This window comes from Microbacterium sp. DT81.1, assembly GCF_049844955.1.
Taxonomy (GTDB): Bacteria; Actinomycetota; Actinomycetes; order Actinomycetales; family Microbacteriaceae; genus Microbacterium.
Genome location: NZ_JBNCMA010000002.1, coordinates 603,493 through 625,809, shown reverse-complemented (window position 1 = coordinate 625,809; position 22,317 = coordinate 603,493). Strand labels below are relative to the sequence as shown.

Genomic DNA, 22,317 nt, shown 5'->3' with positions numbered 1-22,317 from the left:
CGGTGGCATGGTCGAAGATGGAGGGATGGCCGATGTGCTCGAGCGGTTCGGTCCCGCGACGCGGGAATGGTTCCGCGGCGCATTCGCCACTCCGACCCCCGCCCAGGTCGGTGCGTGGGACGCGATCTCGCACGGCAAGCATGCTCTCGTGGTGGCGCCGACCGGATCCGGCAAGACGCTGTCCGCATTCCTGTGGGCCATCGACCGGGTGTTCCATGAGAAGGATGCCGCGACACCGGCTGCCCCGGACCCGGGCACCTCCCGGCGAGGCCGCAGGCGAATCGACCGCGACCCCGAGCGCACCAGCATCCTGTACGTCTCTCCCCTCAAGGCACTGGGCGTCGACGTGGAGCGCAACCTGCGCTCGCCGCTCGTCGGCATCGCCCAGGCCGCGCGGCGGCTGGGCATCGAGTCGCCGGCGGTCAGCGTCGGCGTCCGCTCCGGCGACACGACGTCGTCGGAGCGGCGGCAGCTGGTGCAGCATCCGCCCGACATCTTGATCACGACGCCCGAGTCTCTGTACCTGATGCTCACGAGTCAGGCGGGCGAGACGCTGAAGGGCGTGCACACCGTCATCGTCGATGAGGTGCACGCGGTGGCCGCGACCAAGCGTGGCGCGCACCTCGCCGTGAGCCTCGAGCGGCTCGATGCCATCCTGGAGAAGCCGGCGCAGCGCATCGGCCTCTCGGCGACGGTGCGGCCGATCGACGAGGTCGCGCGGTTCCTCGGCGGCTCCGCGCCGGTGGAGATCGTCGCTCCGCGCTCGACCAAGGCCTTCGACCTGCGGGTCGTCGTGCCGGTCGACGACATGCTCAACCCGCCGCCCGCTGCCGGCGCGGAGCCCGCCCCGCAGCCCGCGGGTGCCTCGGACCACGACTGGTTTGCGCCCGATTCCCCTCGTGCGGAGAGCACCGAAGTGACGGGCTCGATCTGGCCACACGTCGAGGAGGCGATCGTCGACCGCATCCTGGAGCACCGTTCGACGATCGTCTTCTCCAACTCACGGCGGCTCGCCGAGCGGTTGACGGGACGGCTGAACGAGATCTACGCCGAGCGGCTGGGGCTCGACGCTTCGACAAGCTCAGCGACCGATGGTGAGCGCGGGGCCGCGAAGATGCCCGCGGCCATGATCGCGCAGGCGGGCGTGAGCGCCGGCGCCGATCCGGTGCTTGCGAAGGCCCACCACGGCTCGGTCTCCAAGGAGCAGCGCGCCCAGGTCGAGGACGAGCTCAAGTCGGGCCGGCTCCGCTGCGTCGTCGCCACGAGCAGCCTCGAGCTCGGCATCGACATGGGCGCGGTCGACCTCGTCATCCAGGTCGAGGCTCCGCCGAGCGCGGCGAGCGGACTGCAGCGCGTCGGCCGCGCGGGCCACCAGGTGGGCGAGGTGAGCCGGGCCGCGCTCTTCCCCAAACACCGCGGCGATGTGCTGCACACGGCGATCGTCACCGAGCGGATGCTGGCCGGCCAGATCGAGGCGATCTCGGTGCCGCAGAACCCGCTCGACATCCTCGCGCAGCAGACGGTCGCGGCATCCGCTCTCGGGGCGATCGACGTCGAGGACTGGTTCGAGACGATCAAGCGCAGCGCCCCGTTCCGCACCCTCCCCCGCAGCGCGTACGAGGCGACACTCGACCTGCTCGCGGGGCGCTACCCCTCCGACGAGTTCGCCGAGCTGCGGCCGCGCGTCGTCTGGGACCGCGATCAGGGCACCATCACCGGACGGCCCGGAGCCCAGCGCCTCGCGGTCACGAGCGGCGGAACGATCCCGGACCGCGGACTCTTCGGAGTATTCGTCGCCGGCGAGGCCCGCAACGCGCGCGTCGGCGAGCTCGATGAGGAGATGGTCTACGAGTCCCGCGTCAACGACGTGTTCACCCTCGGCACGACCAGCTGGCGCATCGTCGAGATCACGCACGACCGCGTGAACGTGCTTCCCGCCTACGGCCAGCCGGGCAAGCTGCCGTTCTGGCACGGCGACGGCCTCGGGAGACCCGCCGAGCTGGGCGAGGCGCTGGGCAAGTTCTCGCGGGATGTCTCTACCGCCCCGCGCCCGAAGGCCGAGGACCGCCTGCGTGAGGCGGGGCTCGACGAGCGGGCATCCGACAATCTGCTGGCCTACCTGTCCGAGCAACGCGAGGCGACCGGCAGCCTCCCCACCGACCGCACGCTGACGGTCGAACGGTCACGCGACGAGGTCGGCGACTGGCGCGTCATCCTGCATTCCCCGTACGGCATGAGTGTGCATGCACCGTGGGCGCTGGCGGTCAACGCCCGCATCCGCGAGCGGCTCGGGGTTGAGGCATCGGCCGTGGCGAGCGACGACGGCATCATCGCGCGGGTGCCGGATGCCGCGGCCGAACCGCCGGGAGCCGAGCTGTTCGTCTTCGAGGCCGAGGAACTCGAGCAGATCGTCACCGACGAGGTCGGAGGGTCGGCGCTCTTCGCGTCACGCTTCCGCGAGTGCGCGGCGCGGGCCCTGCTGATGCCCCGTGTCAACCCGAACAAGCGCAGCCCGCTCTGGCAGCAGCGCCAGCGTTCGGCCCAGCTGCTCGAGGTCGCGCGCCGGCACCCGACGTTCCCGATCATCCTCGAGACGCTCCGGGAGGTGCTGCAGGACGTCTACGACCTACCGGCCCTGCTGCGCCTGACGCGCGGGATCGCCGAGCGGCGCATCCGTCTCGTGGAGACCCAGACGAGCCAGCCCTCGCCCTTCGCGCGCGACCTGCTGTTCGGATATGTCGGTGCGTTCATGTACGAGGGCGACTCGCCGCTCGCGGAGCGCCGCGCGGCTGCTCTCTCCGTCGACCCGGCGCTGCTGAGCGAGCTGCTCGGCCGCGTGGAGATGCGCGAGCTGCTCGATCCCGACGTCATCGCGCAGTTCGAGGCGGAGGTGCAGCGTCTCGATCCCGAGCGTCGGGTGAAGGGCGTCGAGGGCGTCGCGGACCTGCTGCGCGTGCTCGGTCCCCTCGACGCGGCGGAGGTCGCGGCGCGCCTTCTGCCCGCCGCCTTCGTCGACTCCGCGGTCGGCATGGAGACGGGGCCGCACGCCGACGCCGCCGAGGCATCCGCCCACCTCGCCGCCCTCGTGGACGATCGTCGAGCCATCCGGGTCACCTTCGCGGGGGAAGGCCGGGTCGCTGCGATAGAGGATGCCGGACGCCTCCGCGACGCTCTCGGCGTCGCTCTGCCCGTGGGCATCCCGAACGCCTTCCTCGAGCCGATGCCCGACCCGCTCGGCGACCTCGTCGCCCGCTACGCGCGCACCCACGGCCCGTTCACCGTCGACGCCCTTGCCGGCTGGCTGGGCGTCGGCACCGCGGTCGCCCGGCACACGCTGCAGCGACTCGAGGGCCAGGGAAGGCTCACGAGCGGCTTCTTCCTGCCCCCTTCGACCGGCTCAGGGACCGGGAACGGCTCAGGATCCGGCAACGGCTCAGGGACCGGGTTCGACACAGTGACCGGGAACGGCTCCGGATCGACGACCGACCGCGACGAGGCCGAGTGGTGCGACACCGAGGTGCTCCGCAGGCTGCGCATGCGCTCGCTCGCAGCCCTCCGGGGCAGCGTCGAGCCGGTCTCGCCCGAGGCGTTCGCGCGCTTCCTGCCCGACTGGCAGCACCTCGCACGTCCGCTCGAGGGCATCGACGGGGTCGCGGCCGTGATCGAACAGCTCGCCGGAGTGCCGATCCCCGCCAGCGCGTGGGAATCTCTGATCCTCCCGAGCCGGGTGCGGGACTACTCCCCCGGCATGCTCGACGAACTCACCGCGACGGGCGAGGTGGTGTGGTCGGGACACGGCTCCCTGCCCGGGCGGGACGGCTGGATCGCCCTGCATCCGGCCGACACCGCGCCGCTGACCCTCGCCCTGCCGGACGACGAGGTCGCCCCGGAATCGCTCGATGCACGCATCCTCGAGGCCCTCGCTGGCGGCGGCGCCTACTTCGCGGCCCAGCTCCGCCAGGCGACCGGCGCCGAGAACGAGCAGTCGGTGATCGAGGCGCTGTGGAACCTCACCTGGTCGGGGCGGGTGACGAACGACACCTTCGCTCCGGTGCGCATCCTGATCGGCGGCGGGTCGCAGGCGCACCGCGTCGCCCGCCGGGCGCCCCGATCGCGGATGTACCGGGGTGCGACGCTCCCCCGCCTGACGGCCAGCGCGCCCCCTCGGCCGCCGGCCATAGGCGGCCGGTGGTCGCTGCTGCCGGACGCGGAACCGGACGCCGCGCTCCGCGCCACCGCGTCGGCATCCCTGCTGCTCGACCGCTACGGCGTCGTGACCCGCGGGTCCGTGCAGGCAGAAGGACTTCCCGGTGGTTTCGCCCAGGCCTACCGCACGCTCGCCGGGTTCGAGCAGGCGGGACACTGTCGGCGCGGCTACCTGATCGAGAAGCTCGGCGCCGCCCAGTTCGCGGCATCCGCGACCGTCGACCGGCTGCGCCAGTTCGCCGGCCTCGCCGACCCGGAGCCTCTGCTGGCGACCACGCTCGCCGCCACGGACCCAGCCAGCCCCTATGGGGCCGCTCTGCCGTGGCCGACGATCGAGGGCGTCAAGCACCGACCGGGACGCAAGGCCGGTGGGCTCGTCGTGCTGGTCGACGGGTCCCTCGTGCTCTACCTGGAGCGAGGCGGCAAGTCGGCGCTCGCGTTCACCGACCACGAGGGGCGCCTCGCCGCCGCCACCGCCAGCCTCGCTGCGACCTCGCGCCAGCGCAGGCTCGACACCATCACGATCGAACAGGTCGACGGCGAGTTCGTCTACGGCACTGCCTTCGCGCGCGCCCTGCGCGAGGCGGGATTCGTCGAGTCGCCTCGCGGCTTGACCCTTCGGCGGCAGTCGAGCCCCGACCCATCCGCGAGCCAGGGGGCCCCCGCACGTGCCTGAGGGCGACACCGTCTTCCGCGCCGCGAACCGCATGCACGCAGCACTCGCCGGGCGCGAGGTCACACGATTCGACATCCGCGTGCCAGGCAGCGCGACGGCCGACCTCCGCGGTGAGGTCGTGCGGGAGGTCGTGCCGATGGGCAAGCATCTGCTGCACCGCATCGGCGAGTACACCTTGCATTCGCATCTGAAGATGGAGGGCGAGTGGCACGTATACCGCTCGGGCGGGCGGTGGCGGAAGCCGGCGTTGAAGGCCCGCGCCATCGTGGGCAACCCCGAGTGGGATGCCGTGGGCTTCGAGCTGGCGATGGTCGAGGTTCTTCCCACCCGCGATGAGGCACGCATCATCGGCCATCTCGGGCCCGACCCGCTCAGCGAGGGATGGGACCCTGCCGAGGCCGCCCGCCGCCTCGCCCTCGACACGCGGCCGGCACACGTCGCTGTGCTCGACCAGCGAAACGTCGCGGGGTTCGGCAACGTATACGCCAACGAGCTGCTGTTCGTGCGCGGCATCCTTCCCACTCGGCCCACGAACGAGCTGGACACCCGCGCCCTGGTGGACCTCGGCGCGCGCATGATCATCGCCAACCGGAATCGCTCGGGTCGCACCTTCACGGGAGACTCGAGACCCGGTCGTTCGTTCTGGGTCTATGGCCGCGACGGTCAGCCCTGCCGCCGGTGCGGGACCACCATCCTGGCGGGCTCGCTGGGCGCGAGCGAGACGAGCGAGCGCAACGTCTTCTGGTGCCCGCATTGCCAGGTATGACGCAGCCGCGAGCCCGCACCAGACGCACCATCGCAACCTTGGAATCAGATGTCAATCCCTGTCTGCATCCATGTCCCTGCATCCAAAATGGTGGTCCGCTCCGAATAAGAGAGTGAACCATTCCGGGGAATGAATCCGAGAGGTGGTGAGTTGTATCTGTACTCGGCCCTGATCAGGGTCGTAGGAGGGGATCGTGGGCAAGAACTACGTCGATATCGAGAACGAGCGCGGCGAGACGCTGCGTTACCGCAAGCACGCCAACGGGCGGGGTCTGATCGCGCACGGCGCGAAGGTGCACCCCGATGCGCTGGTCGAAGCGGGAGCTTACGTCGAGCCGGGAGTGCAGGTTGCGGCCGGTGCCCGCATCGGGCGTGGCGCATGGATCGAACCCGACGCCGTCATCGGCCCCCAGGCGCACATCGACGCGCACGCCCACATCGGCTCCGGCGCGGCCATCGGCCCCGGGGCGCACATCGGTGTCCGTACGCGCGTCGGAACAGGCGCCAGAGTGCCCGGTGGCGCCCTGATCGGCGACGATGAGACCATCGCCGACGGCGAGAACGTCGTGACCGACCGTCGGGGGCTGCGACTCGCCGCCTGAGCCGTGGCCCGCGCCGGCCGGTGGCGGGCGTGCCGAACCTAGGCGAACAAGAAGAGCACGAACCCGATCAGCGGCAGCATTCCCTGCGTCGCCGCCGCCCTCGCGTAGCCCTTGCCCGAGGTGACGAGAACCAGGGCGGCAGCCACCATCGAACCGAGGCTGAAGAGCACCAGCGCCCTCCCGGCGGCCTCGCCGGCGGCATCCGCGCCCGTCCAGAACAGGGCCAGCCCGATGCCCGTGCCGATCGCCAGGAACAGGTTGTAGAAGCCCTGGTTGTACGCCATCGGCCGGGTGGTCTCGGCGGCGGCCTGGTCGCGGACGCCGAAGCGCTTCCAGATCCTCGGCTGGGTCCACTGCAGGCTCTCCATCACGAAGATGTACACGTGCAGGAGGGCGGCGAGCGCCGCGAACACCGTGGCGAGGATGGCGATCATGAGCCGACCATACCGCGCGCACTACGCTGGCGGGATGGCCAAGGGACGACCGGCGAAGCGGGGAAAGCGGCGAGCGGATGCGGCGGGTCGCCGCCCCGCCGCCAAGCCGAAGTCGACGCCGAAGTCCACCTCGAAGTCCCCGCCGCAGCCCGGACCGAAGCACCAATCGAAGCCGAAACCCACGGCCGCGCCGGCGCCCGCAGCGCCGCCTGAGGAGCCCCGCACGTTCCGCCTCGGCGCGATCCCGGGCGCTACGCCCGGCAAGTGGATCGACGCGTGGAAGGAGCGGATGCCGCACGTGCCGCTCGAGCTCGTGCCGGTGACGGTCGCCGAACAGCGGAGCGCCCTGCACGACCTCGACGCGGCCCTCGTCCGCCTGCCGATCGAACGAGAGGGCATCGATGCGATCCCGCTGTACGACGAAGTCGCGGTGGTGATCGTCTCCGTGGATTCCGCCCTGACCGTCGCGGACGAGCTGACCTTCGACGACCTGGCCGGCGAGGTGGTCATCGTGCCGGAGGACGACGCGCTCGGCCCGCTCACCATCCCCGGCGCCGCGCAGCCGACCTTCGCCGCGCCTGCCGAAACGGCCGACGCCGTCGCGACGGTCGCCGCCGGCGTGGGGGTTCTTCTCGCGCCCATGTCGCTCGCCCGCCTGCACCATCGCAAGGACCTGACATTCCGTCCCCTTCGGGAAGGGCCGGTGTCCACGGTCGCGCTCGCCTGGGAGTCCGATCGCACCACCGCCGACGTCGAGACGTTCATCGGCATCGTACGCGGGCGCACGCCGCACAGCTCCCGCGATTGAGGATGCGCCCGCACCAACGGAGTGGGGGATGTCGCCTACCTAGGTTCGACGACATCCCCCGCCGGTCCGGTGCCGCCGCGCCCGCCATGACTGAGCATGAGCGGATGAGGCGTACCCCCAGCGCATGCGCCATGCCCCCGTGTGCATTCCTGCTGTGCACCGTTCCACCCGTCAGGAGCGCCGTGGACGCCTCCTGATACATCGGCCGGGGACCGCTTTCAGAAACCTGCCCCGTGCGCCTGGAACGGCGCCACCAGTGCGGTCGAATCGGATGCCGCGGCGAGCGCCTCGGACGGTGTGAGGCCGCCGACGAGGCCGAGGTGCAATGCCCCGAGCAGTTCGCACGCCACGTCATCGGCCACCACCACGGGCGCGGCGATCACGACCCGTGACCCGGCGTGGAGCCAGATGCGCGTCATGCCGAGCGCCTCCTCCCCCCACCGCACGGATGATCGACCGACCTCGCACGCCGAGAGCACGACGGTGTCGGGTACGCGGGGCATGAGGTCGATGTCGTAGCCGAACAGGGTTCCATCGGCCAGCTCGAGGCCCGAGAACAGGGGGTTGTCCACGGCGTGCCGGCCGTGCGCGGCGACATGCAGCACGTCGACCGCAGGGGCGAGTGTGGTGACGGCCGACACGGTGGCATCCTGGCCCCGCAGGGCCGTCGCGGTGGGCCAGGCGGATGCCGCGGCCGCAACCTCCTCGTCGGCCCGGGCGACCCGCGGGCCTGTCGCGAAGCCGACGGTGCGCGAACCGTCGACCCCGGCCGCCTCCACGGCCGGGCGAAATCTCGTCCAGCGCGTCGCCGACACCGCGACGGTGAAGACCCGACCCCGCATCGCGGGCAGCATCGCCCATGGGATGCCGTTGAGCACGCCCGGGACGGTGAGGATGAGGCGCCGGGCGCCGCCCGCCGCGCGGAGGGGCGCGCTCAGCAGCACGGATGAGAGCAGGGCGAGCCGTTCATCGAGGGCTCGCTTCACGACGGTCGCCATCGGTCCGCTGCGCACAGACGCCGACACGTCGAGGTCGGCGCGGAGGCCGGCCAGCCCGGTGCGCACGGTCGACCAGCGACCGATGTCCATGATCCCGGTACTCGAGCTCGACACGACCAGGCACGACAGGGAGTCGCCGCTGAAGACGAAGGCGAGCAGTGCGGTGTCATCACCCAGGTGGCCGCGGAACTCCTCCAGGCCCACCCGCTGCTGCACAGCGGCCGAACCGGTCGCGGACCACTGCCGCTCGCGCGCGCGATCCCGCAGCGCCGCGGCCCGAGGGTCCGAGAGCCAATCGCCGGACGGGTTCTCGGCGCGCAGCATCCGGAGTTCCGCCAGGTCGGTGGCGAGCCCCTGATCGGGCGGAGGGCGGAGCGGGATGACCTCCTGGCTCAGGTGCCGTACGCGCTCGGACCACTCGAACAGCACATCGGGCCTGCGGGACCGCACGGCGGACGCGACGCCCTCGAGCATGAGGCCGATGCCATGGCCGCTCGTGGAGGTCTGAAGGTCCAGGCTGCCGAAGGAGTTCTGCCACGACGACAGCAGCTCGAGCCCCGCCGCCGCCTGGCGACGGACCTCCCCTTCCCGTCCGGCCGCCGCCGCCCGCGCGGCGCGCACCTCATACGCCAGCAGCTTCACATCCATCGACGCGCCGCGCGGCTGCCGGATGACGCGTCGCGGGGCGTCGGCATCCGTCCCGTGGTGCGCGCGCCATAGCTCGTCCGTCATCCGCAGCGCGGCGCCCTCGCCCCGCAGCCCGCGGGCCTCGAGCGCGCTGGCCACGGCATCCACCTCGCCAGCATGGGGGATCCCCCGCATCATGGCCGTCCGATCGCCCGAGCGCCCGACGTTGCCGGCGGAGAGCACGGCACGGAGGCGCACTCCCTCGGCGCGCGCCGCCCAAGTATCGTTCTCGAGCGCGCGGAACCGCCTGCCGGCCGCTGCGGCCACCCGCGCGGCGCGCACGGGGTCGTGCCTCAGGAGGGAGCGCGCGAGGTTGAACTCCGCCTCCCCGCGCGCCTGCGGCATGCCGTGCGCGCCGAACACGCGCGCCACACGTTCGAGGATCTGCTCGGCGTCGGTGGTGAGGCCCGCCTCGCGGAGCACCTCGGCCCGGTCGACGTCGCCGATCGCCTCCCACGTGGACGACTCCCGATCAAGCAGCGCGCGGGCCTGCTGCATGATCTGCAGGGCCCCGACGAGATCGCCGGAGAGCATCGAGACGTAGCCGAGGTTGTGCCGGGCCTGCGCCTCTTCGAGGTGGAGACCGGCCTCGCGGTAGCTGCTCGCGGCGCGCTCGAGGTCTTCACGAGCCCCGGCGAGCTGTCCCCACTGCATGAGCACGAGGCTGCGGTTCAAACGCATGTTCGCGCTGCGCACGGGGTCGTGGGAGAGGCCGTCGATGCTCCGACCCAGCCAGGCGACGGCCGTCTCCAGACGCCCCCTGTCCATCTCGATCGACCCGAGCTGTCCGTACAGGATGGCGGCCGTCTCCACATTGATTCCCGGTAGGGCCAGCGCGTCGAGGCACATCCGCTCCGCTTCGGCCGCGCTGCCGACCTTCGTCATCACGTAGGACAGGGTGCCGGCGATCCGCGCCCGCAGGTTCGGGTCGTCGGTTCGGCGAGCGGCCGCCTCCAGAGCCCGGCGACCGGCCGCAAAGCTTCCGCGGTTGCTCAGCGCCTGACCGCGCTGGTAAAGCTCCTCCGCTGTGACGGTCACTCTCTCATCATGGCGAAATCCTCCGCGTTGACCACCATGCAGACCGCGTCGATCCGTTATGCGATGCCGGACCCGTCGAGCGCCGTGACATCGGCGAGAGCCGCGTTCGTCGCCGCCTCTCTCGCTGTGATGTCGACAGCCTCGCCTGCCATGAGCCCCTCAGCCAGGTATCGGGCTATCGATCCGGCCACGAACGGCGCGGCGAAGGACGTGCCGCTCCAGATGGCATAGCCGCCCGTGAAGTCGTCGGGATCGATGGTCTCGCGTCGGCGATCGTACATGTCATAGCGAGATCCGGCCTGAACGCCGCCCTGCAAGGGCGGGATCGTGCTGAGCACGGATGTCCCGGGCGCATAGGCGCGAACCCACTTGCCGACGTTGCTGTAGAGGGCGACGGACGTGTTGTTGGGGTTGAGTGCACCCACCGAGATATGCGCGGCGAGCCCGGCTGGCTCGACCAGCCGGAGCTCCGGGTCGTTCCAGTCCCACAGGGCAGCGGGAAAGGTCGGGCGGTCGGTCGCGTCGTTTCCCGCCGAGCAGACGACGACGCACCCGCGGCTGCGCAGCTCCTTGAGAACGTCATAGAGCCGAGTGCTGAATCGTCCATCCTCCGGCGTCTCGTGGTAGTACCCCAATGACAGGTTCACGACATCGACCGGCTGCGCACTTCCGGCGCCTTGCCCATCCATGAGCTGGACGAGTTCCTCCAGGGCGTCGATGAACTCGCTCTCCAGCACGGTGCCGTTGCTGTCCGCCACGCGAAGTGAGATCAGGTCGGCTTCAGGGCACACCTGGCGAAGGACGCCGGCGACGAAAGTCCCGTGCCCTGCACCGTCGTCGAGGAATCCGTCGAGCGCTCCCGCCTGGTCGCCGAACACCTCCGGGTCGGTCCCCGGGTCGTCGATGCCGATCACCTGCGGGGTGACCAGGGCCGGCACTCTTCGTCGGATGATGGGGTGCTCGCCTTCCGGGAGTGCACCCTCGGCGACCTCTTCCGACGTGGGCTCCACGGGCAACCAGGCATGTGCGCCGCAGCCGGTGTCGACGAAGGCGATGACGGGTCGGCGTCCTCCCTCCTTGAGCGGGAGCAGGCGAGCGGGCTTCGGACCGATGTAGCTCACCACCTCCAATCCACCGCTGCCCGGGTAGGCATAGCCGTCGATGCCCACCGGATTGGTGCGCGTGTGCGGGTTGGTCCGGGTGTGCGGATTCGTCCGCGTGTGCGGGTTCGTCCGGGTGTGCGGGTTTATGCCGATCGGATCGATGATGAGGACGTGGTCCAGACCGACGTTTCTCAGCGGATCATCGGGCGCCACCTCCGAGTGCTGCTGCACCCTCCGGCCGCCGCCGCCGGGATCGACCGATCTCGACGCCTCCAGTGCGCCATCCCTGGCGCTCTGCTCGTCCACCCTCGGCGTTCGCGCACGCTGCAGCAGACGCCACGCATCGATGGGAGGGACCGGCTCATCGTCGCGTCCGGGCTTGGGCGACTGGAAGATGCGAGCCCGTGTGAGCTGCGAGCTCTGCCCCGCTTCATCCGTCGGCGCCGCGTCTCGTATCGTCTCGAGCTTGACGTCCCACCCGAGCGTGGCCCCGGCATCCCTCAGCACCGAGGTCGCGGGCTCGGGGTCGCCCGAGATGATGAGATACCCGGGCACGTAGACCGTCCCGAAGGCGGACAGCCCCGGCACCGGCTCGCGCAACGGGTCGAGCGCGATTCCCCTCGGTTCGGCGGCCGCTTCGCGGTCGCGCCAAGAACCGACTTCCTTGTCGTCTGCCACGCTCGATCCTTTCCTGGGCCGGTACCGACCCGATCGACCAGACGCCCGTCGGCGTCCGGTGTCTACACCTCGAACTGAGGAGTTCTGAACTCCCGCACGCCGTCGCCGTCCTTCACGACGAGCCGGATGCGCGACACCGCGGACGGGATCTCCTCGAACGCGAAGCGCCCGCTCTCGCCGGCATCCGCAGACCACTCGCGATCGCCCTGCGCGAGCCGCACCGCGAGAGCGGTGCCGTCCACCCACCCGTCGATGCGGCGGTGGCCGCTCTCGGTCGCCGTCACGTGCAGCAGCACGCTCGTCGTGCCGTCGCTGAACTGAAGGGTCAGCGTGTCGCTCTCGCCTCGTACGGCCGACAGTCCGGCGCTCTCGACGAGGGTCAGCAGCGCGTACTCCCGGAACAGATCCTCGACCGCGACGGCGGCGACCATGCGGTCGATCAGATCCGCCGGCACCGGGTCGACGTCTTCCCACACGGCGCGCAGTCGCGCGAAAAGGGCCGCGTCGGCGACGTGGTCTTCGTTGTGGATCGACATCATTTCATCCCCTCAGACGTCTCGAGCCCGGAGCCCTGCAGGAGGGCGCGGAGTTTGCCCAGGCAACGCTGCCGGGTAGGTCCGATGCTCCCGATGGGCATCGACAGGTCCTGGGCAAGGCGGGCGTAATCGGGACGCTCCTCGAAGGCAACGACGCGCAGCAGTCGCTGGCAGCGCTCGTTCAGCTTGCGCACCGCCGACCACAGCCGGCTGCTCTCATCGATGTGCGACGCGGTCTCTTCGGCCGATTCCTGGGGAGGGAGATGCGGCTCGAGGTAATCGGCTCCTGTGGGGTCGGCGCGGCGGTGCAGCTTGCCGACCCGCCAGGCCTCGCGGCGCGCACAGGTGGTGAGCCAACCGGCGACGGCCCTCGGCTCGGTGATGGAGTCGTGCCGCCGCACCAGCGTCATCCAGGTGGTCTGCACCACGTCCTGTGCGAGCGCATGGTCGAGCCCGTACGCGCGGACCACGTGCCAGAGCACGGGCGTCATGAGGCGCACGAGGTCATCCATCGCGCGGGTCTCGCCCTCGCGCCAGCTCACGAAAAGATCGGCCGCCCGCTCCCAGCGCGTCGGCTCGACATCCGGATCGGCACCCTCCGGCTCGTCAGGCGATTCCGGCGCGCTGCGGGGGTCCGACCGGGGTCTCTCGGTCATAGGGCCCATTGTGTCCACACCGATGAGGAGCAGGGCAAGGGCCTAGCTGATACATGTCCCTCCGAAATGGTTCCGGGCGCCCCGCATCCGCGTCACAGCCGCTTTTCGTCACCCGCGTCACAGCCGCTCTTCGTCATCCCCGTCACAGCCGCTCCTCGGCCCCGGCGCCTAGAATCACGGGATGGCGACCGACCTCCCCCTCCTGTACGTCCGCGTGCGCCCTCAAGAGGACGCGGCGGCCGCCGAGTACCGGTCGTTCCTCACCGCGACCCGGCTGAAGGAGGTCGACCTCGACCACCTGGATCTGGTGCGCAATCCGCTCCCCGACGACGTCTTCGACCGCTACTCGGGATTTCTGATCGGGGGGAGCCCGTTCAACATCACCGATCCGGACTCCACCAAGAACGAGTCGCAGCGGCGCCTCGAGGCGGACCTCGAGCGCATCGCAGCGAGGGCCGCCGACGCGAGGACGGCCGCCCTCTTCACCTGCTACGGCATCGGCGTGGTCACCCGGATGCTGGGAGGCACCGTCAGCCGGGCGTGGCCGGAGGACACCGGACCCGTGGCCGTGGCACTCACGCGAGAAGGGCAGAGCGACCCGCTGCTCGGCGGGCTCGCGACACGGTTCACGGCTCTGACCGCTCACAAGGAGGGCGCTGCGGAGGCGCCGCCCGGCGCCGTGCTGCTCGCCACCAACGAGGCGTGCCCGGTGCAGGCCTACCGGTCGGGCGACACCCTCTACGCCACACAGTTCCATCCGGAGCCGACCACCCGCGACTTCACCGAGCGCATGGCGATCTACCGGAACGACGGCTACTTCGAGGCCGACGCCTACGATACGATCGCCGGACGCGTGCTCGCGGCATCCGTGACCGAGCCCGCCCGCCTGCTGCGCACGTTCGCCCGCATGTTCGGCCCCGCGGCCGGATAGCCCGCGGCGCAGCGCCGGCCCGCGCGGCGTGTTCGCCTAATCCCCGCCCTGCCGAAGCAGCGTGACGACTCTCGCCGTCGACGGCACAAGCACCAGCAGCCCGGCGACGATCAGGGCCGTGGACCCGACGTCAGGGGCGTACGGCTGCCCGCCGAGGCGCTCCAGCCCGATCCAGAGGCACCCCCACGCCATTGCGAAGGGCGGCGCCAGCCGCCATCCGCTGGCCCACGAGATCGCCAGGCCGATGACGAGCACGAGGACGAGCACCACGACCCCCCACAGGTGCGCCTGCGCCCCCCACGAGGCCGGACCGACCGCGGTCAGCCACGCGGCTATGTTGGCGACCGTGGCGACGCTGACCCAGCCGAGGTGCAGCCCGGTCACGCCGTCGACCAGCAGCGAGTCCGGCCACGGCGACTGATGCTCCTTCGTGACCACCGCACGGTGGAACGTCCACCCCAGCGCCGCGAGCAGCGCGACGATGGCGACCACGGTCGAGACGAGCGGCCCGAACTGCGACGCGACGAGCCATCCGCCGTTCAGCACCATGGTCAGCGCGATCCACCAGCCCATCGACCGCTGGCGCGCCGACGCGCGCTGGCCGGGAAGCGCCTGCCAGACGGTGTAGGCGAGCAGACCGGCGTAGATGACCGTCCAGATGCCGAACGCCGGCCGGCCGGGGGCGAGGAATGAGCCGTCGGCATCCAGAGCACCGCCCTGAAGATCCTGCACCGGCGTTCCGCCGGCGGCTCCGGTGCCGATGAAGGCGGCGATCACCATGAACGACGCCGCCGCGATCACAGAACTCTGGCGGAATATGTCGCGGCGCTGCGTCTCTGCCATACCCCAGCGTACGACGGGGGCTGGCGGCGAGGGCCGTCAGGCTCCGGGCGGCGGATGCCGCAGCAGTTCGATGCGCTCGTCGAGATAGCCGCGCAGCGGCGCGAGCCCGCCGGAGGCGCTCCAGCGGACCATGGGTTCACCGCCGGCACCGGAGAGCGGTCCGGATGCCTCGCCGCGGGCGACGGCGTCGAGGTCGAGCTCCGTCCAGCCGAAGTGCACCGTGTCACCATCGGCGAACCCGCCCCGCAGGGCCGCGGCACGCAGCTCGGCCCGGTGGCGCGCTGATTCCGCCGCGTAGCCGCGTCGACCCGGGTCGACCGCCCGGGTGATCTCGCCCGTCGCCATCACGGTCGCATCACCCACCAGCAGCACCCCGAGGTGCCACGCGGTGCCGACCGGAACGATCCGCGGAGCGCGGGTGAGACCGAGGATGCGACGGGGATGGGTCATACGGCCGAGGCCCTCGCGCGGAAGATCGGCGAGCCGGGCGCGCGCGGCGTCGAAGATCGACCGGACGTCATCCACCTACGCTTCCTCCTGCGTCGGCTCGGCGGGTGCCGGGTCCAGCGGCACCGTCTCGCGTGTGGAGGATCTCACCCGCAGCGCCATGCCGAGGAGCGGGAAGGCGAGCACAGAGAGCATGCCGGCCCCCACGAGAGCCGAGGCGAGCGCGGAGTCGAGGATCCCCTCGTCGACCCCGATATTGGTCACCGCGACGATGATCGGAAGCCCGGTAGCGGCCAGCAGTGCCAGCGCGGCGCGGTCGTGGCCCGACGCCCCGGGTGGAACCGACAGCTGGGCCGGCAGCCCCCGGATCACGAGCAGCAGCACGAAGAACAGCGGCAGCAGGGTGAGCGCCATGGGCGACGCGAGCAGAGCCTCGAGGTCGAACGTGACCCCGGTGTAGACGAAGAAGATGGGGACCAGGAAGCCGAACGCGATGGCCTCGACCTTGCTGTCAACCTGCTCCCGGTCGCGCTCGGGCGCGTTGCGCATGATGAGCTTCCAGATCACTCCCGCGGCGAACGCGCCGAGCAGCATGTCGAGATCGAGCAGGATGCTGAGCGCCACGAGCGCCGCGAGGATCATGACGATGACACGAACGGCGAACTGCCCCGACGTGTGCAGGGTGGTGCGTACGAAGTCGTGCAGGCGCCCGTGGGACATCCTCGTGGCAAGGGCGATCGCGCCGCCCGTCACCACGACGAAGCCGATCAGCACGAGGGTCGAGATGCCGGGCTCACGCGTGCCGAGGAACAGGGAGATGGCGACCAGCGGACCGAATTCGCCGACGGCTCCGATCGCGGTGGCAGCCCGGCCGAAGGGGGTGTGCAGCTCCCCCGCGTCGCGCAGGATCGGCATCAGCGTGCCGAGCGCCGTCGAGCTCAGGGCCACCGCGATGATCACCGCGGTCTCGCCCGGTGCGATCAGCACGCCCACCGCGAGACCGAGCACGAGACTCGTCAGCCAGCCCAGCGAGGCGCGGAGGATCGGCCGCCCCCGCACCGCCTCGAAGTTGATCTCGCTGCCGGCCACGAAGAAGAGGGTGGCGAGCCCGAAGTCCGAGAGGTGGTCCACGAAATCGGAGAGCTGCACCCACCCGAGCACGTCCGGTCCGAGCAGGATGCCCAGCACGAGCTCGAACACCACGATCGGCACGCGCACCCACGCCGAGACACCCCGCGCGAGCAGCGGCGCCAGCACCGCGATCAGCGGGATGAAGAACATGTCTGGCTCGACCACGGGTACAGAGTATCGGCGGGACCGTTCTCCCGATTGGCCCGGGAGCGTTCGCTCGGGAAGAATCGCAACCATGCCTCAGCCCGACACCGCCCGGCTTCTGATCACCTGTGAGGACCAACCAGGCATCGTGGCCGCCATCGCCGGGGTGCTGGCCGAGCACGGAGCCAACATCATCTCGCTCGATCAGCATTCGACGGATGCCGCCGGCGGGCGCTTCTTCCAGCGGACGGTGTTCCACCTTCCGGGACTCGCCGAAGGGCGCCCGGCTCTCGAGCGATCGATCACCGCGGTGGCCGACCGCTTCGGGATGGAGTGGTCGCTGCACGATGTTGCCCAGCGCAAGCGCGTGGCGATCTTCGTCTCGAAGTACGACCACTGCCTGATGGACCTGCTGTGGCGCACGCGCCGCGGCGAGCTCGACATCGAGGTGGCCGTGGTCGTGTCCAACCACGCGGACCTCGCGGCCGACGTTCGCTCCTTCGCAGTGCCGTTCGCGCACATCCCGCTCGAGAACGGCGACAAGGCCGCGATGGAGCAGCGGCAGCTCGACCTCCTGCGGGGAGACGTCGACCTCGTGGTGCTCGCCCGGTACATGCAGATCCTGAGCGACGACTTCCTCACGCGGGTCGGGGCGCCGGTCATCAACATCCACCACTCGTTCCTGCCCGCCTTCATCGGGGCCAACCCGTATGCGCGGGCGAAGGATCGTGGGGTCAAGCTGATCGGTGCGACCGCGCACTACGCGACGGCCGACCTCGACGAGGGCCCGATCATCGAGCAGGACGTCACCAGGGTCACCCACTCCCAGTCGACGGCTGAGCTGCAGAGCCGGGGGGCGGATGTCGAGCGGCTCGTGCTGGCGCGGGCCGTGCAGTGGCACAGCGAAGACCGGGTTATCGTGCACGGCCGGTCCACCGTCATCCTGTAGGACTCAGACGGCCGTGACCCGTGCCGGAGTGCTGCGGATCCCGTGCACCTCGGAGTGCAGCCGGGCCATCCGGGAGTCGAGCTCTGCGGCAGAATCCGCGGCCTCCTTCAGCGAGTCGAGCAGCTCGGCGGGCACCCGGCGGTCGTACTTGTAGTAGATCTTGTGCTCGAGGCTCGCCCAGAAATCCATCGCGATCGTGCGGAACTGCACTTCCACGGGCACATCGACCCGGCCGGACGAGAGGAAGACAGGCACCTCGAGGATGGCGTGCAGGCTCTTGTAGCCGTTCGCCTTCGGCTCGGCGATGTAGTCCTTCACCGACCGGACGCGCACGTCGTCCTGCCTCGTGAGCAGATCGAAGAGCCGATAGGCATCCGAGACGAAGCTGCAGGTGATGCGGATGCCGGCGATGTCGGTGATGCCGGCCCGGATGCTGTCGAAGTCAGGGGCGATCCCCTTCCTGCCGACCTTCTCGACCAGGCTGTCCGGACTCTTCACCCGGCTCGTGACGTGCTCGATCGGGTTGTAGTCGTGCGCCTGCTCGAACTCCTCCCGGAGGATCGAGATCTTGGTCTCGATCTCCCGCAGCCCGAACCGGTACTCCAGCAGGAACCGCTGGAATTCGTCGCGCAGCGCACGCGCCTGGGCGATCGCCTCTTCGTCGGCCGGGAGCATCGTCATAAGGCCACGCTACGGATGCCCGATACGAGAGTGCTGAGAGATCGGCGAGCACCTGGAGTGCGGATTCGGGTAGCGGGGCGCGCCGAAGATCGGCGAGCACCGGGGCGCAGATTCGGGTCGCGCGGCGCGCCCGAAGGTCGGCGAGCACCGGGGCGCAGATTCGGGTCGCTCCGACCCGATCCGGGGCATCCCGGCACGCGATCCCCCGGATCTGCTCCCCGGTGCACGCACGGGCCGCTGCCCGTGGCGATGAACACGACCCCGACCGCGATGGCAAGGGGCTGTCGCCGCCATGGGAGCCAGGTAATGTCGGCTGCTCTCGAGGAAGGATGCGCATGGCTGACATCGATCGCGTGGCCGACCAGGCCCTCGACACCGGACTCACCGTCGCCGTGGCGGAGTCGCTGACGTGCGGGCTGCTGGCCAGCACCATCGGCAAGGCCCACGATGCCGGGACCTGGTTCGCAGGAGGGGTCATCGCCTACCAGACGCCCACCAAGGAGTCCGTGCTCGGACTCGCCGAGGGAACCGATCCGGTCTCCCCGGAATCCGCCGAGCAGCTGGCCCGCGGCGTGCGGACGCTGATGGACGCCGACGTCGCCGTGTCGGTGACGGGCGTCGGCGGACCGGGATCCGAGGGCGGGCATGCCGCCGGAACGGTGTACGTCGGGTGGTGCGCCGACGGGACGACCGGGAACCGGCTGCTCACCCTCTCCGGCGAGCCGGAGGAGATCCTCGAGGCCAGCGTCGAGGCGGCCGTCGCGGCGCTGCTCGACCTCACGTCCCGCTGAGCGTCGGCTCACTGGCCACCGCCTCCCGGCAGCCGCCCCGCACGCCCAATCGCGCCACCCGACACCCGCTGACGGGCGATCGGCTAGTGCACGAGCGCCTTCAGCAGCATCATCACCAGACCGAAGCCCGCTGTTGTGACGGCGCCGAGCACGCGGATGGGCCACGCGGCTCCTCGGCGCGCGAACGCGATGTAGCCGAGGATCGCCAGCACCAGGACCCCGGCCCACAGAGCCATCCAGATGGCGACGTAGTCGGGTACCGCCTCCGTGGCCCCGAGCAGCAGGATGAAGGAGGGGATGAGCGCCGACGCGAGCAGCCCCCAGGAGTGCGAGACCGCCTCCTCGAACGATTCGCGGATGCCGAGCACACGCCCGTGGTCCAGTCCGTGGTGAGCGACGGTTCCCGCATAGACGTGCGCGAGCCAGAACACGATGACCGTCACGACGACGGTCCAGAAGACCTCCCACGAAGTGGAATCGTGCGTCGCGGAGACGACGATCATCCCAGAGACGAGGATGACCCCGTAGACCGACTGCTCGGTCGCGAAGCTCGCCCGGATCACCTGTCGCTGGAGGGGCTCGGCCATGGGGGCGATTCTACGGGCATGATCAGTCCATGACTCGAGACTGGTCGCGCCTCGCCGTCGCCTACCTGGTGCTCGCCATCGCCGGCCTGATCGGCACGTGGATCTACAACGGCATGGCGATCGCCGAGATGAACGATTTCTTCACAGACCTGCGAACGAGCGGCCCCGCAGTGTCGTCGATCACCGTCGATCTGCTCGTGGCCGCGGTGGCGGGCAGCGTCTTCATCATCGTCGAGGCCCGCCGGTTGGGCATGCGGTCCGGTTGGCTCTACGTCGTGGCATCCGCCCTCACGGCATTCGCGTTCACCTTCCCGCTGTTCCTCGCCATGCGCCAGCGCCGGCTGAACAGGGTGGCCACGGAGTCAGCCGGCTGACGGACGCCCGTATGCCTCGAGCCAGCGAAGCCAGACCTCGCTGAGCGTCGGGTACGACGGCACCGCGTGCCAGAGTCTGTCGAGCGGCACCTCGCCGACGATCGCGACGGTGGCGGAGTGCAGGAGCTCGACGACATCCTGCCCGACGAAGGTGGCGCCGACCAACACGCCGCGCTTCTCATCGACGATCGCTCGCGCCGTGCCCCGGTAATCGTCCGACAGGGTGCTGGCACCGGCGACCCAGGAGAGGTCGTAATCAAGAACGCGGATGTCGTAGCCGGCCTTTCGCGCGGCCGCCTCGGTGAGTCCGACCGAGGCCACCTCCGGGTCGGTGAAGGTCACCTGCGGCACATGCCGGTGGTCGGCCGTCGCGACGTGGGCGCCCCATGGCGCGTCATCCACGGCCGTGCCCTTCGCCCGCGCGGCGATGACGTCGCCCGCGGCTCGCGCCTGGTACTTGCCCTGGTGCGTGAGGAGCGCACGGTGGTTCACGTCTCCGACGGCGTAGAGCCAGTCGAAGCCGTTCACGCGCAGGGTGTCGTCGGTCTCGAGCCACTCGCCGGGCGTCAGGCCGATCGCCTCCACGCCGAGATCTCCCGTCCGCGGCGTTCGGCCGACGGCCACGAGCACCTGTTCCGCCACGATGGTGCGGCCGTCGCTGAGGGTCAGGGTCGCACCGTGGTCGTCGCGCGCCGCCGCCGTGACGTCGACTCCGGTGAGCACCGTGGCACCCATCGCCTCGAGCGACTCCTTGACCAGTTCACCCGCGAACGGCTCCTCGCGGGTCAGCAGTCCGGAGCGGGCGATCAGCGTCACCTCGGTCCCGAACCCCGCGTAGGCGGTCGCCATCTCGGCACCCACGACGCCGCCTCCCAGGATGGCGAGAGACGCCGGCACCTCCCGAGCGCTCGTGGCATCGCGGCTGGTCCACGGCTCGATGTCGCGGAGGCCCGGGATGTCGGGAAGCAGCGGCAGCGAGCCCGTCGACACCGCCACCGCGTGACGGGCCGTGAGTTCGGTGACCGAGCCGTCGTCGCCTGTCACCCGCAGCTCGCGCTCGCCGGTGAACTCCGCGTGGCCGCGCAGCAGCTCGATGCCCGCCTTGCCGAGCCACTTCACCTGCGACGCGTCGTCCCAGTCGTGGGTGACCTTCGTGCGCCGGCGGAGTACGCCCGCGACGTCCAGCTCCCCGGTGATCGCCTGTCGAGCGCCGTCGACCGCGCGCGCCGCACGCAGGCTCGCGGCGCTCCGAAGCAGCGCCTTCGACGGCATGCACGCCCAGTACGAGCACTCACCGCCGACCAGCTCGTCCTCGACGATGAGCACCGAGAGTCCGCCCTGCACGACGCGATCGGCGACGTTCTCGCCCACCGCCCCGGCTCCGATCACGATGAGGTCGTATTCGCGTGCCGTCATGACCACCACGCTACGCCCGCCGGGCGCTGCTGTTTCCTGTTCACGCGCCGTCGATCGGCGCAGCGCGCGGCGAGAAGCGCAGCGTCCGAGGCTCGCCGCCGGCGGGGGCACCGGCCTCGTGAGATGCGCGCGGTGCCCGGGGCGCCCGGGCGGTGCCGGAAGTGCCCCACCCGTTAGCCTGTGCATATGCGTGTACACGTCGCGGCCCACCCCCTGATCACCCACAAGCTCACGGTGCTGCGCGACGAGAGGACCTCCTCCCCGGTCTTCCGCCAGCTCACCGAGGAGCTCGTGACCCTGCTCGCGTACGAGGCGACCCGCAGCGTCCGCGTGGAGCCGATCGAGATCACGACGCCCGTGACGAAGACCACCGGTGTGCGGATCGGCGAGCCCCGCCCGCTCGTGGTGCCGATCCTCCGCGCCGGGCTCGGCATGCTCGATGGCATGGTCAAGCTGCTTCCGACCGCCGAGGTCGGGTTCCTCGGCATGGCCCGCAACGAGGACACGCTCGAGCCGACGACGTATGCCGAGCGTTTGCCGGCCGATCTGAGCGACCGTCAGTGCTTCGTGCTCGACCCGATGCTGGCCACCGGTGGATCGCTCGGCGCCGCCATCGACTTCCTCTTCAAGCGCGGCGCACAGGACGTCACGGCGATCTGCATCCTCGCCGCACCGGAGGGTGTGGCCGCCATCGAGAAGCAGGTCGAGGGCCGCGATGTCACCCTCGTGCTCGGCGCGCTGGACGAGCGCCTCAACGACAAGGGCTACATCGTTCCCGGGCTCGGCGACGCCGGCGATCGGCTGTACGGCACCGTCTGACGCGGCACCGTCTGACG

At 70.6% G+C, this 22,317-nt stretch carries 20 protein-coding genes; 9 read left to right on the top strand and 11 right to left on the bottom strand.

Annotation, left to right across the window (positions count from 1 at the left end):
- Nucleotides 1–25 precede the first annotated feature (25 nt).
- From ACLQ2Q_RS08180 to ACLQ2Q_RS08170, 3 genes are all read left to right on the top strand, one after another.
- Complete coding sequence (locus ACLQ2Q_RS08180) at nucleotides 26–4,882, top strand: ATP-dependent helicase (protein ID WP_425819821.1); 4,857 nt, start codon at nucleotides 26–28, stop codon at nucleotides 4,880–4,882.
- Nucleotides 4,875–5,648, top strand: coding sequence for a DNA-formamidopyrimidine glycosylase family protein (locus tag ACLQ2Q_RS08175; RefSeq protein WP_425819819.1), 774 nt, complete (start codon nucleotides 4,875–4,877; stop codon nucleotides 5,646–5,648). The genes ACLQ2Q_RS08180 and ACLQ2Q_RS08175 overlap by 8 nt, the downstream gene beginning before the upstream one ends.
- A 193-nt stretch (nucleotides 5,649–5,841) precedes the next feature.
- Complete coding sequence (locus tag ACLQ2Q_RS08170; RefSeq protein ID WP_425819817.1) at nucleotides 5,842–6,249, top strand: transferase; 408 nt, start codon at nucleotides 5,842–5,844, stop codon at nucleotides 6,247–6,249.
- 38 nt (nucleotides 6,250–6,287) lie between these two features.
- On the opposite strand, the gene ACLQ2Q_RS08165 is transcribed toward ACLQ2Q_RS08170, so the two are convergent.
- Nucleotides 6,288–6,683, bottom strand: a complete 396-nt coding sequence (locus ACLQ2Q_RS08165) for a DUF1304 domain-containing protein (protein WP_425819815.1) — start codon at nucleotides 6,681–6,683, stop codon at nucleotides 6,288–6,290.
- Here ACLQ2Q_RS08165 and ACLQ2Q_RS08160 point away from each other — a divergent pair.
- Nucleotides 6,682–7,491: a LysR substrate-binding domain-containing protein gene (locus ACLQ2Q_RS08160; protein ID WP_425819813.1), complete on the top strand. Its 810-nt coding sequence runs from the start codon at nucleotides 6,682–6,684 to the stop codon at nucleotides 7,489–7,491. The genes ACLQ2Q_RS08165 and ACLQ2Q_RS08160 overlap by 2 nt on opposite strands.
- Nucleotides 7,492–7,709: 218 nt before the next feature.
- On the opposite strand, the gene ACLQ2Q_RS08155 is transcribed toward ACLQ2Q_RS08160, so the two are convergent.
- The 4 genes from ACLQ2Q_RS08155 to ACLQ2Q_RS08140 form a co-directional block, all read right to left on the bottom strand.
- Nucleotides 7,710–10,214, bottom strand: coding sequence for a CHAT domain-containing protein (locus ACLQ2Q_RS08155; protein WP_425819811.1), 2,505 nt, complete (start codon nucleotides 10,212–10,214; stop codon nucleotides 7,710–7,712).
- Nucleotides 10,215–10,270: 56 nt separating this feature from the next.
- Nucleotides 10,271–11,995, bottom strand: a complete 1,725-nt coding sequence (locus ACLQ2Q_RS08150) for a S8 family peptidase (RefSeq protein ID WP_425819809.1) — start codon at nucleotides 11,993–11,995, stop codon at nucleotides 10,271–10,273.
- Nucleotides 11,996–12,057: 62 nt separating this feature from the next.
- Nucleotides 12,058–12,531: a hypothetical protein gene (locus ACLQ2Q_RS08145; protein WP_425819807.1), complete on the bottom strand. Its 474-nt coding sequence runs from the start codon at nucleotides 12,529–12,531 to the stop codon at nucleotides 12,058–12,060.
- Complete coding sequence (locus ACLQ2Q_RS08140; RefSeq protein WP_425819805.1) at nucleotides 12,531–13,187, bottom strand: RNA polymerase sigma factor; 657 nt, start codon at nucleotides 13,185–13,187, stop codon at nucleotides 12,531–12,533. The genes ACLQ2Q_RS08145 and ACLQ2Q_RS08140 overlap by 1 nt, the downstream gene beginning before the upstream one ends.
- A gap of 181 nt (nucleotides 13,188–13,368) precedes the next feature.
- Between ACLQ2Q_RS08140 and ACLQ2Q_RS08135 the strand changes: the two genes are divergently transcribed.
- Nucleotides 13,369–14,118 carry a glutamine amidotransferase-related protein gene (locus ACLQ2Q_RS08135; protein ID WP_425819803.1) on the top strand — a complete coding sequence of 250 codons (750 nt, stop codon included), beginning with the start codon at nucleotides 13,369–13,371 and terminating at the stop codon, nucleotides 14,116–14,118.
- A gap of 36 nt (nucleotides 14,119–14,154) precedes the next feature.
- Here ACLQ2Q_RS08135 and ACLQ2Q_RS08130 read toward each other — a convergent pair whose 3' ends face one another.
- From ACLQ2Q_RS08130 to ACLQ2Q_RS08120, 3 genes are read right to left on the bottom strand one after another with little or no spacing between them, the layout of a single operon-like run.
- Nucleotides 14,155–14,961 (bottom strand): TspO/MBR family protein, encoded by an 807-nt coding sequence (locus tag ACLQ2Q_RS08130; RefSeq protein ID WP_425819801.1) that lies wholly within the window; start codon nucleotides 14,959–14,961, stop codon nucleotides 14,155–14,157.
- Nucleotides 14,962–14,997: 36 nt separating this feature from the next.
- Complete coding sequence (locus ACLQ2Q_RS08125; protein WP_425819799.1) at nucleotides 14,998–15,486, bottom strand: glutaminase; 489 nt, start codon at nucleotides 15,484–15,486, stop codon at nucleotides 14,998–15,000.
- Nucleotides 15,487–16,704, bottom strand: a complete 1,218-nt coding sequence (locus tag ACLQ2Q_RS08120) for a cation:proton antiporter (protein ID WP_425819797.1) — start codon at nucleotides 16,702–16,704, stop codon at nucleotides 15,487–15,489.
- Nucleotides 16,705–16,774: 70 nt separating this feature from the next.
- Here ACLQ2Q_RS08120 and purU point away from each other — a divergent pair, with 70 nt between their 5' ends.
- Nucleotides 16,775–17,632, top strand: a complete 858-nt coding sequence (gene purU / locus ACLQ2Q_RS08115; protein ID WP_425819795.1) for a formyltetrahydrofolate deformylase — start codon at nucleotides 16,775–16,777, stop codon at nucleotides 17,630–17,632.
- Nucleotides 17,633–17,635: 3 nt separating this feature from the next.
- Here purU and ACLQ2Q_RS08110 read toward each other — a convergent pair whose 3' ends face one another.
- Complete coding sequence (locus tag ACLQ2Q_RS08110) at nucleotides 17,636–18,313, bottom strand: GTP pyrophosphokinase (RefSeq protein ID WP_425819793.1); 678 nt, start codon at nucleotides 18,311–18,313, stop codon at nucleotides 17,636–17,638.
- Between the two features lie 335 nt (nucleotides 18,314–18,648).
- Here ACLQ2Q_RS08110 and ACLQ2Q_RS08105 point away from each other — a divergent pair, with 335 nt between their 5' ends.
- The gene (locus tag ACLQ2Q_RS08105; protein ID WP_425819791.1) at nucleotides 18,649–19,104 is read left to right on the top strand and encodes a CinA family protein; all 456 of its coding nucleotides are present in this window, start codon (nucleotides 18,649–18,651) and stop codon (nucleotides 19,102–19,104) included.
- An 83-nt stretch (nucleotides 19,105–19,187) separates the two neighbouring features.
- Here the strand turns inward: ACLQ2Q_RS08105 and ACLQ2Q_RS08100 are convergent, their stop codons facing one another.
- Entirely contained in the window at nucleotides 19,188–19,691 is a 504-nt protein-coding gene (locus ACLQ2Q_RS08100) for a hypothetical protein (RefSeq protein WP_425819789.1), read from the bottom strand.
- A gap of 29 nt (nucleotides 19,692–19,720) precedes the next feature.
- On the opposite strand from ACLQ2Q_RS08100, the gene ACLQ2Q_RS08095 reads away from it, so the two are divergent.
- A complete protein-coding gene (locus ACLQ2Q_RS08095; protein ID WP_425819787.1) occupies nucleotides 19,721–20,065 on the top strand; it encodes a DUF2834 domain-containing protein in 345 nt (114 codons plus the stop codon).
- Here the strand turns inward: ACLQ2Q_RS08095 and ACLQ2Q_RS08090 are convergent.
- Nucleotides 20,054–21,481 carry a dihydrolipoyl dehydrogenase family protein gene (locus ACLQ2Q_RS08090; protein WP_425819785.1) on the bottom strand — a complete coding sequence of 476 codons (1,428 nt, stop codon included), beginning with the start codon at nucleotides 21,479–21,481 and terminating at the stop codon, nucleotides 20,054–20,056. The genes ACLQ2Q_RS08095 and ACLQ2Q_RS08090 overlap by 12 nt on opposite strands.
- Before the next feature lie 186 nt (nucleotides 21,482–21,667).
- On the opposite strand from ACLQ2Q_RS08090, the gene upp reads away from it, so the two are divergent.
- On the top strand, nucleotides 21,668–22,300 hold the full coding sequence (gene upp, locus ACLQ2Q_RS08085; RefSeq protein WP_425819783.1) for a uracil phosphoribosyltransferase: 633 nt from the start codon (nucleotides 21,668–21,670) through the stop codon (nucleotides 22,298–22,300).
- Nucleotides 22,301–22,317 lie beyond the last annotated feature (17 nt).

Coding starts and splice junctions, on each gene's coding strand:
- ACLQ2Q_RS08180 (WP_425819821.1), top strand. CDS start 26: ATGGCCGATGTGCTCGAGCGGTTCGGTCCCGCGACGCGGGAATGGTTC.
- ACLQ2Q_RS08160 (WP_425819813.1), top strand. CDS start 6,682: ATGAGCCGACCATACCGCGCGCACTACGCTGGCGGGATGGCCAAGGGA.
- ACLQ2Q_RS08165 (WP_425819815.1), bottom strand. CDS start 6,683: ATGATCGCCATCCTCGCCACGGTGTTCGCGGCGCTCGCCGCCCTCCTG.
- ACLQ2Q_RS08145 (WP_425819807.1), bottom strand. CDS start 12,531: ATGTCGATCCACAACGAAGACCACGTCGCCGACGCGGCCCTTTTCGCG.
- ACLQ2Q_RS08140 (WP_425819805.1), bottom strand. CDS start 13,187: ATGACCGAGAGACCCCGGTCGGACCCCCGCAGCGCGCCGGAATCGCCT.
- ACLQ2Q_RS08135 (WP_425819803.1), top strand. CDS start 13,369: ATGGCGACCGACCTCCCCCTCCTGTACGTCCGCGTGCGCCCTCAAGAG.
- ACLQ2Q_RS08130 (WP_425819801.1), bottom strand. CDS start 14,961: ATGGCAGAGACGCAGCGCCGCGACATATTCCGCCAGAGTTCTGTGATC.
- purU (WP_425819795.1), top strand. CDS start 16,775: ATGCCTCAGCCCGACACCGCCCGGCTTCTGATCACCTGTGAGGACCAA.
- ACLQ2Q_RS08110 (WP_425819793.1), bottom strand. CDS start 18,313: ATGACGATGCTCCCGGCCGACGAAGAGGCGATCGCCCAGGCGCGTGCG.
- ACLQ2Q_RS08105 (WP_425819791.1), top strand. CDS start 18,649: ATGGCTGACATCGATCGCGTGGCCGACCAGGCCCTCGACACCGGACTC.
- ACLQ2Q_RS08100 (WP_425819789.1), bottom strand. CDS start 19,691: ATGGCCGAGCCCCTCCAGCGACAGGTGATCCGGGCGAGCTTCGCGACC.
- ACLQ2Q_RS08095 (WP_425819787.1), top strand. CDS start 19,721: ATGACTCGAGACTGGTCGCGCCTCGCCGTCGCCTACCTGGTGCTCGCC.
- ACLQ2Q_RS08090 (WP_425819785.1), bottom strand. CDS start 21,481: ATGACGGCACGCGAATACGACCTCATCGTGATCGGAGCCGGGGCGGTG.
- upp (WP_425819783.1), top strand. CDS start 21,668: ATGCGTGTACACGTCGCGGCCCACCCCCTGATCACCCACAAGCTCACG.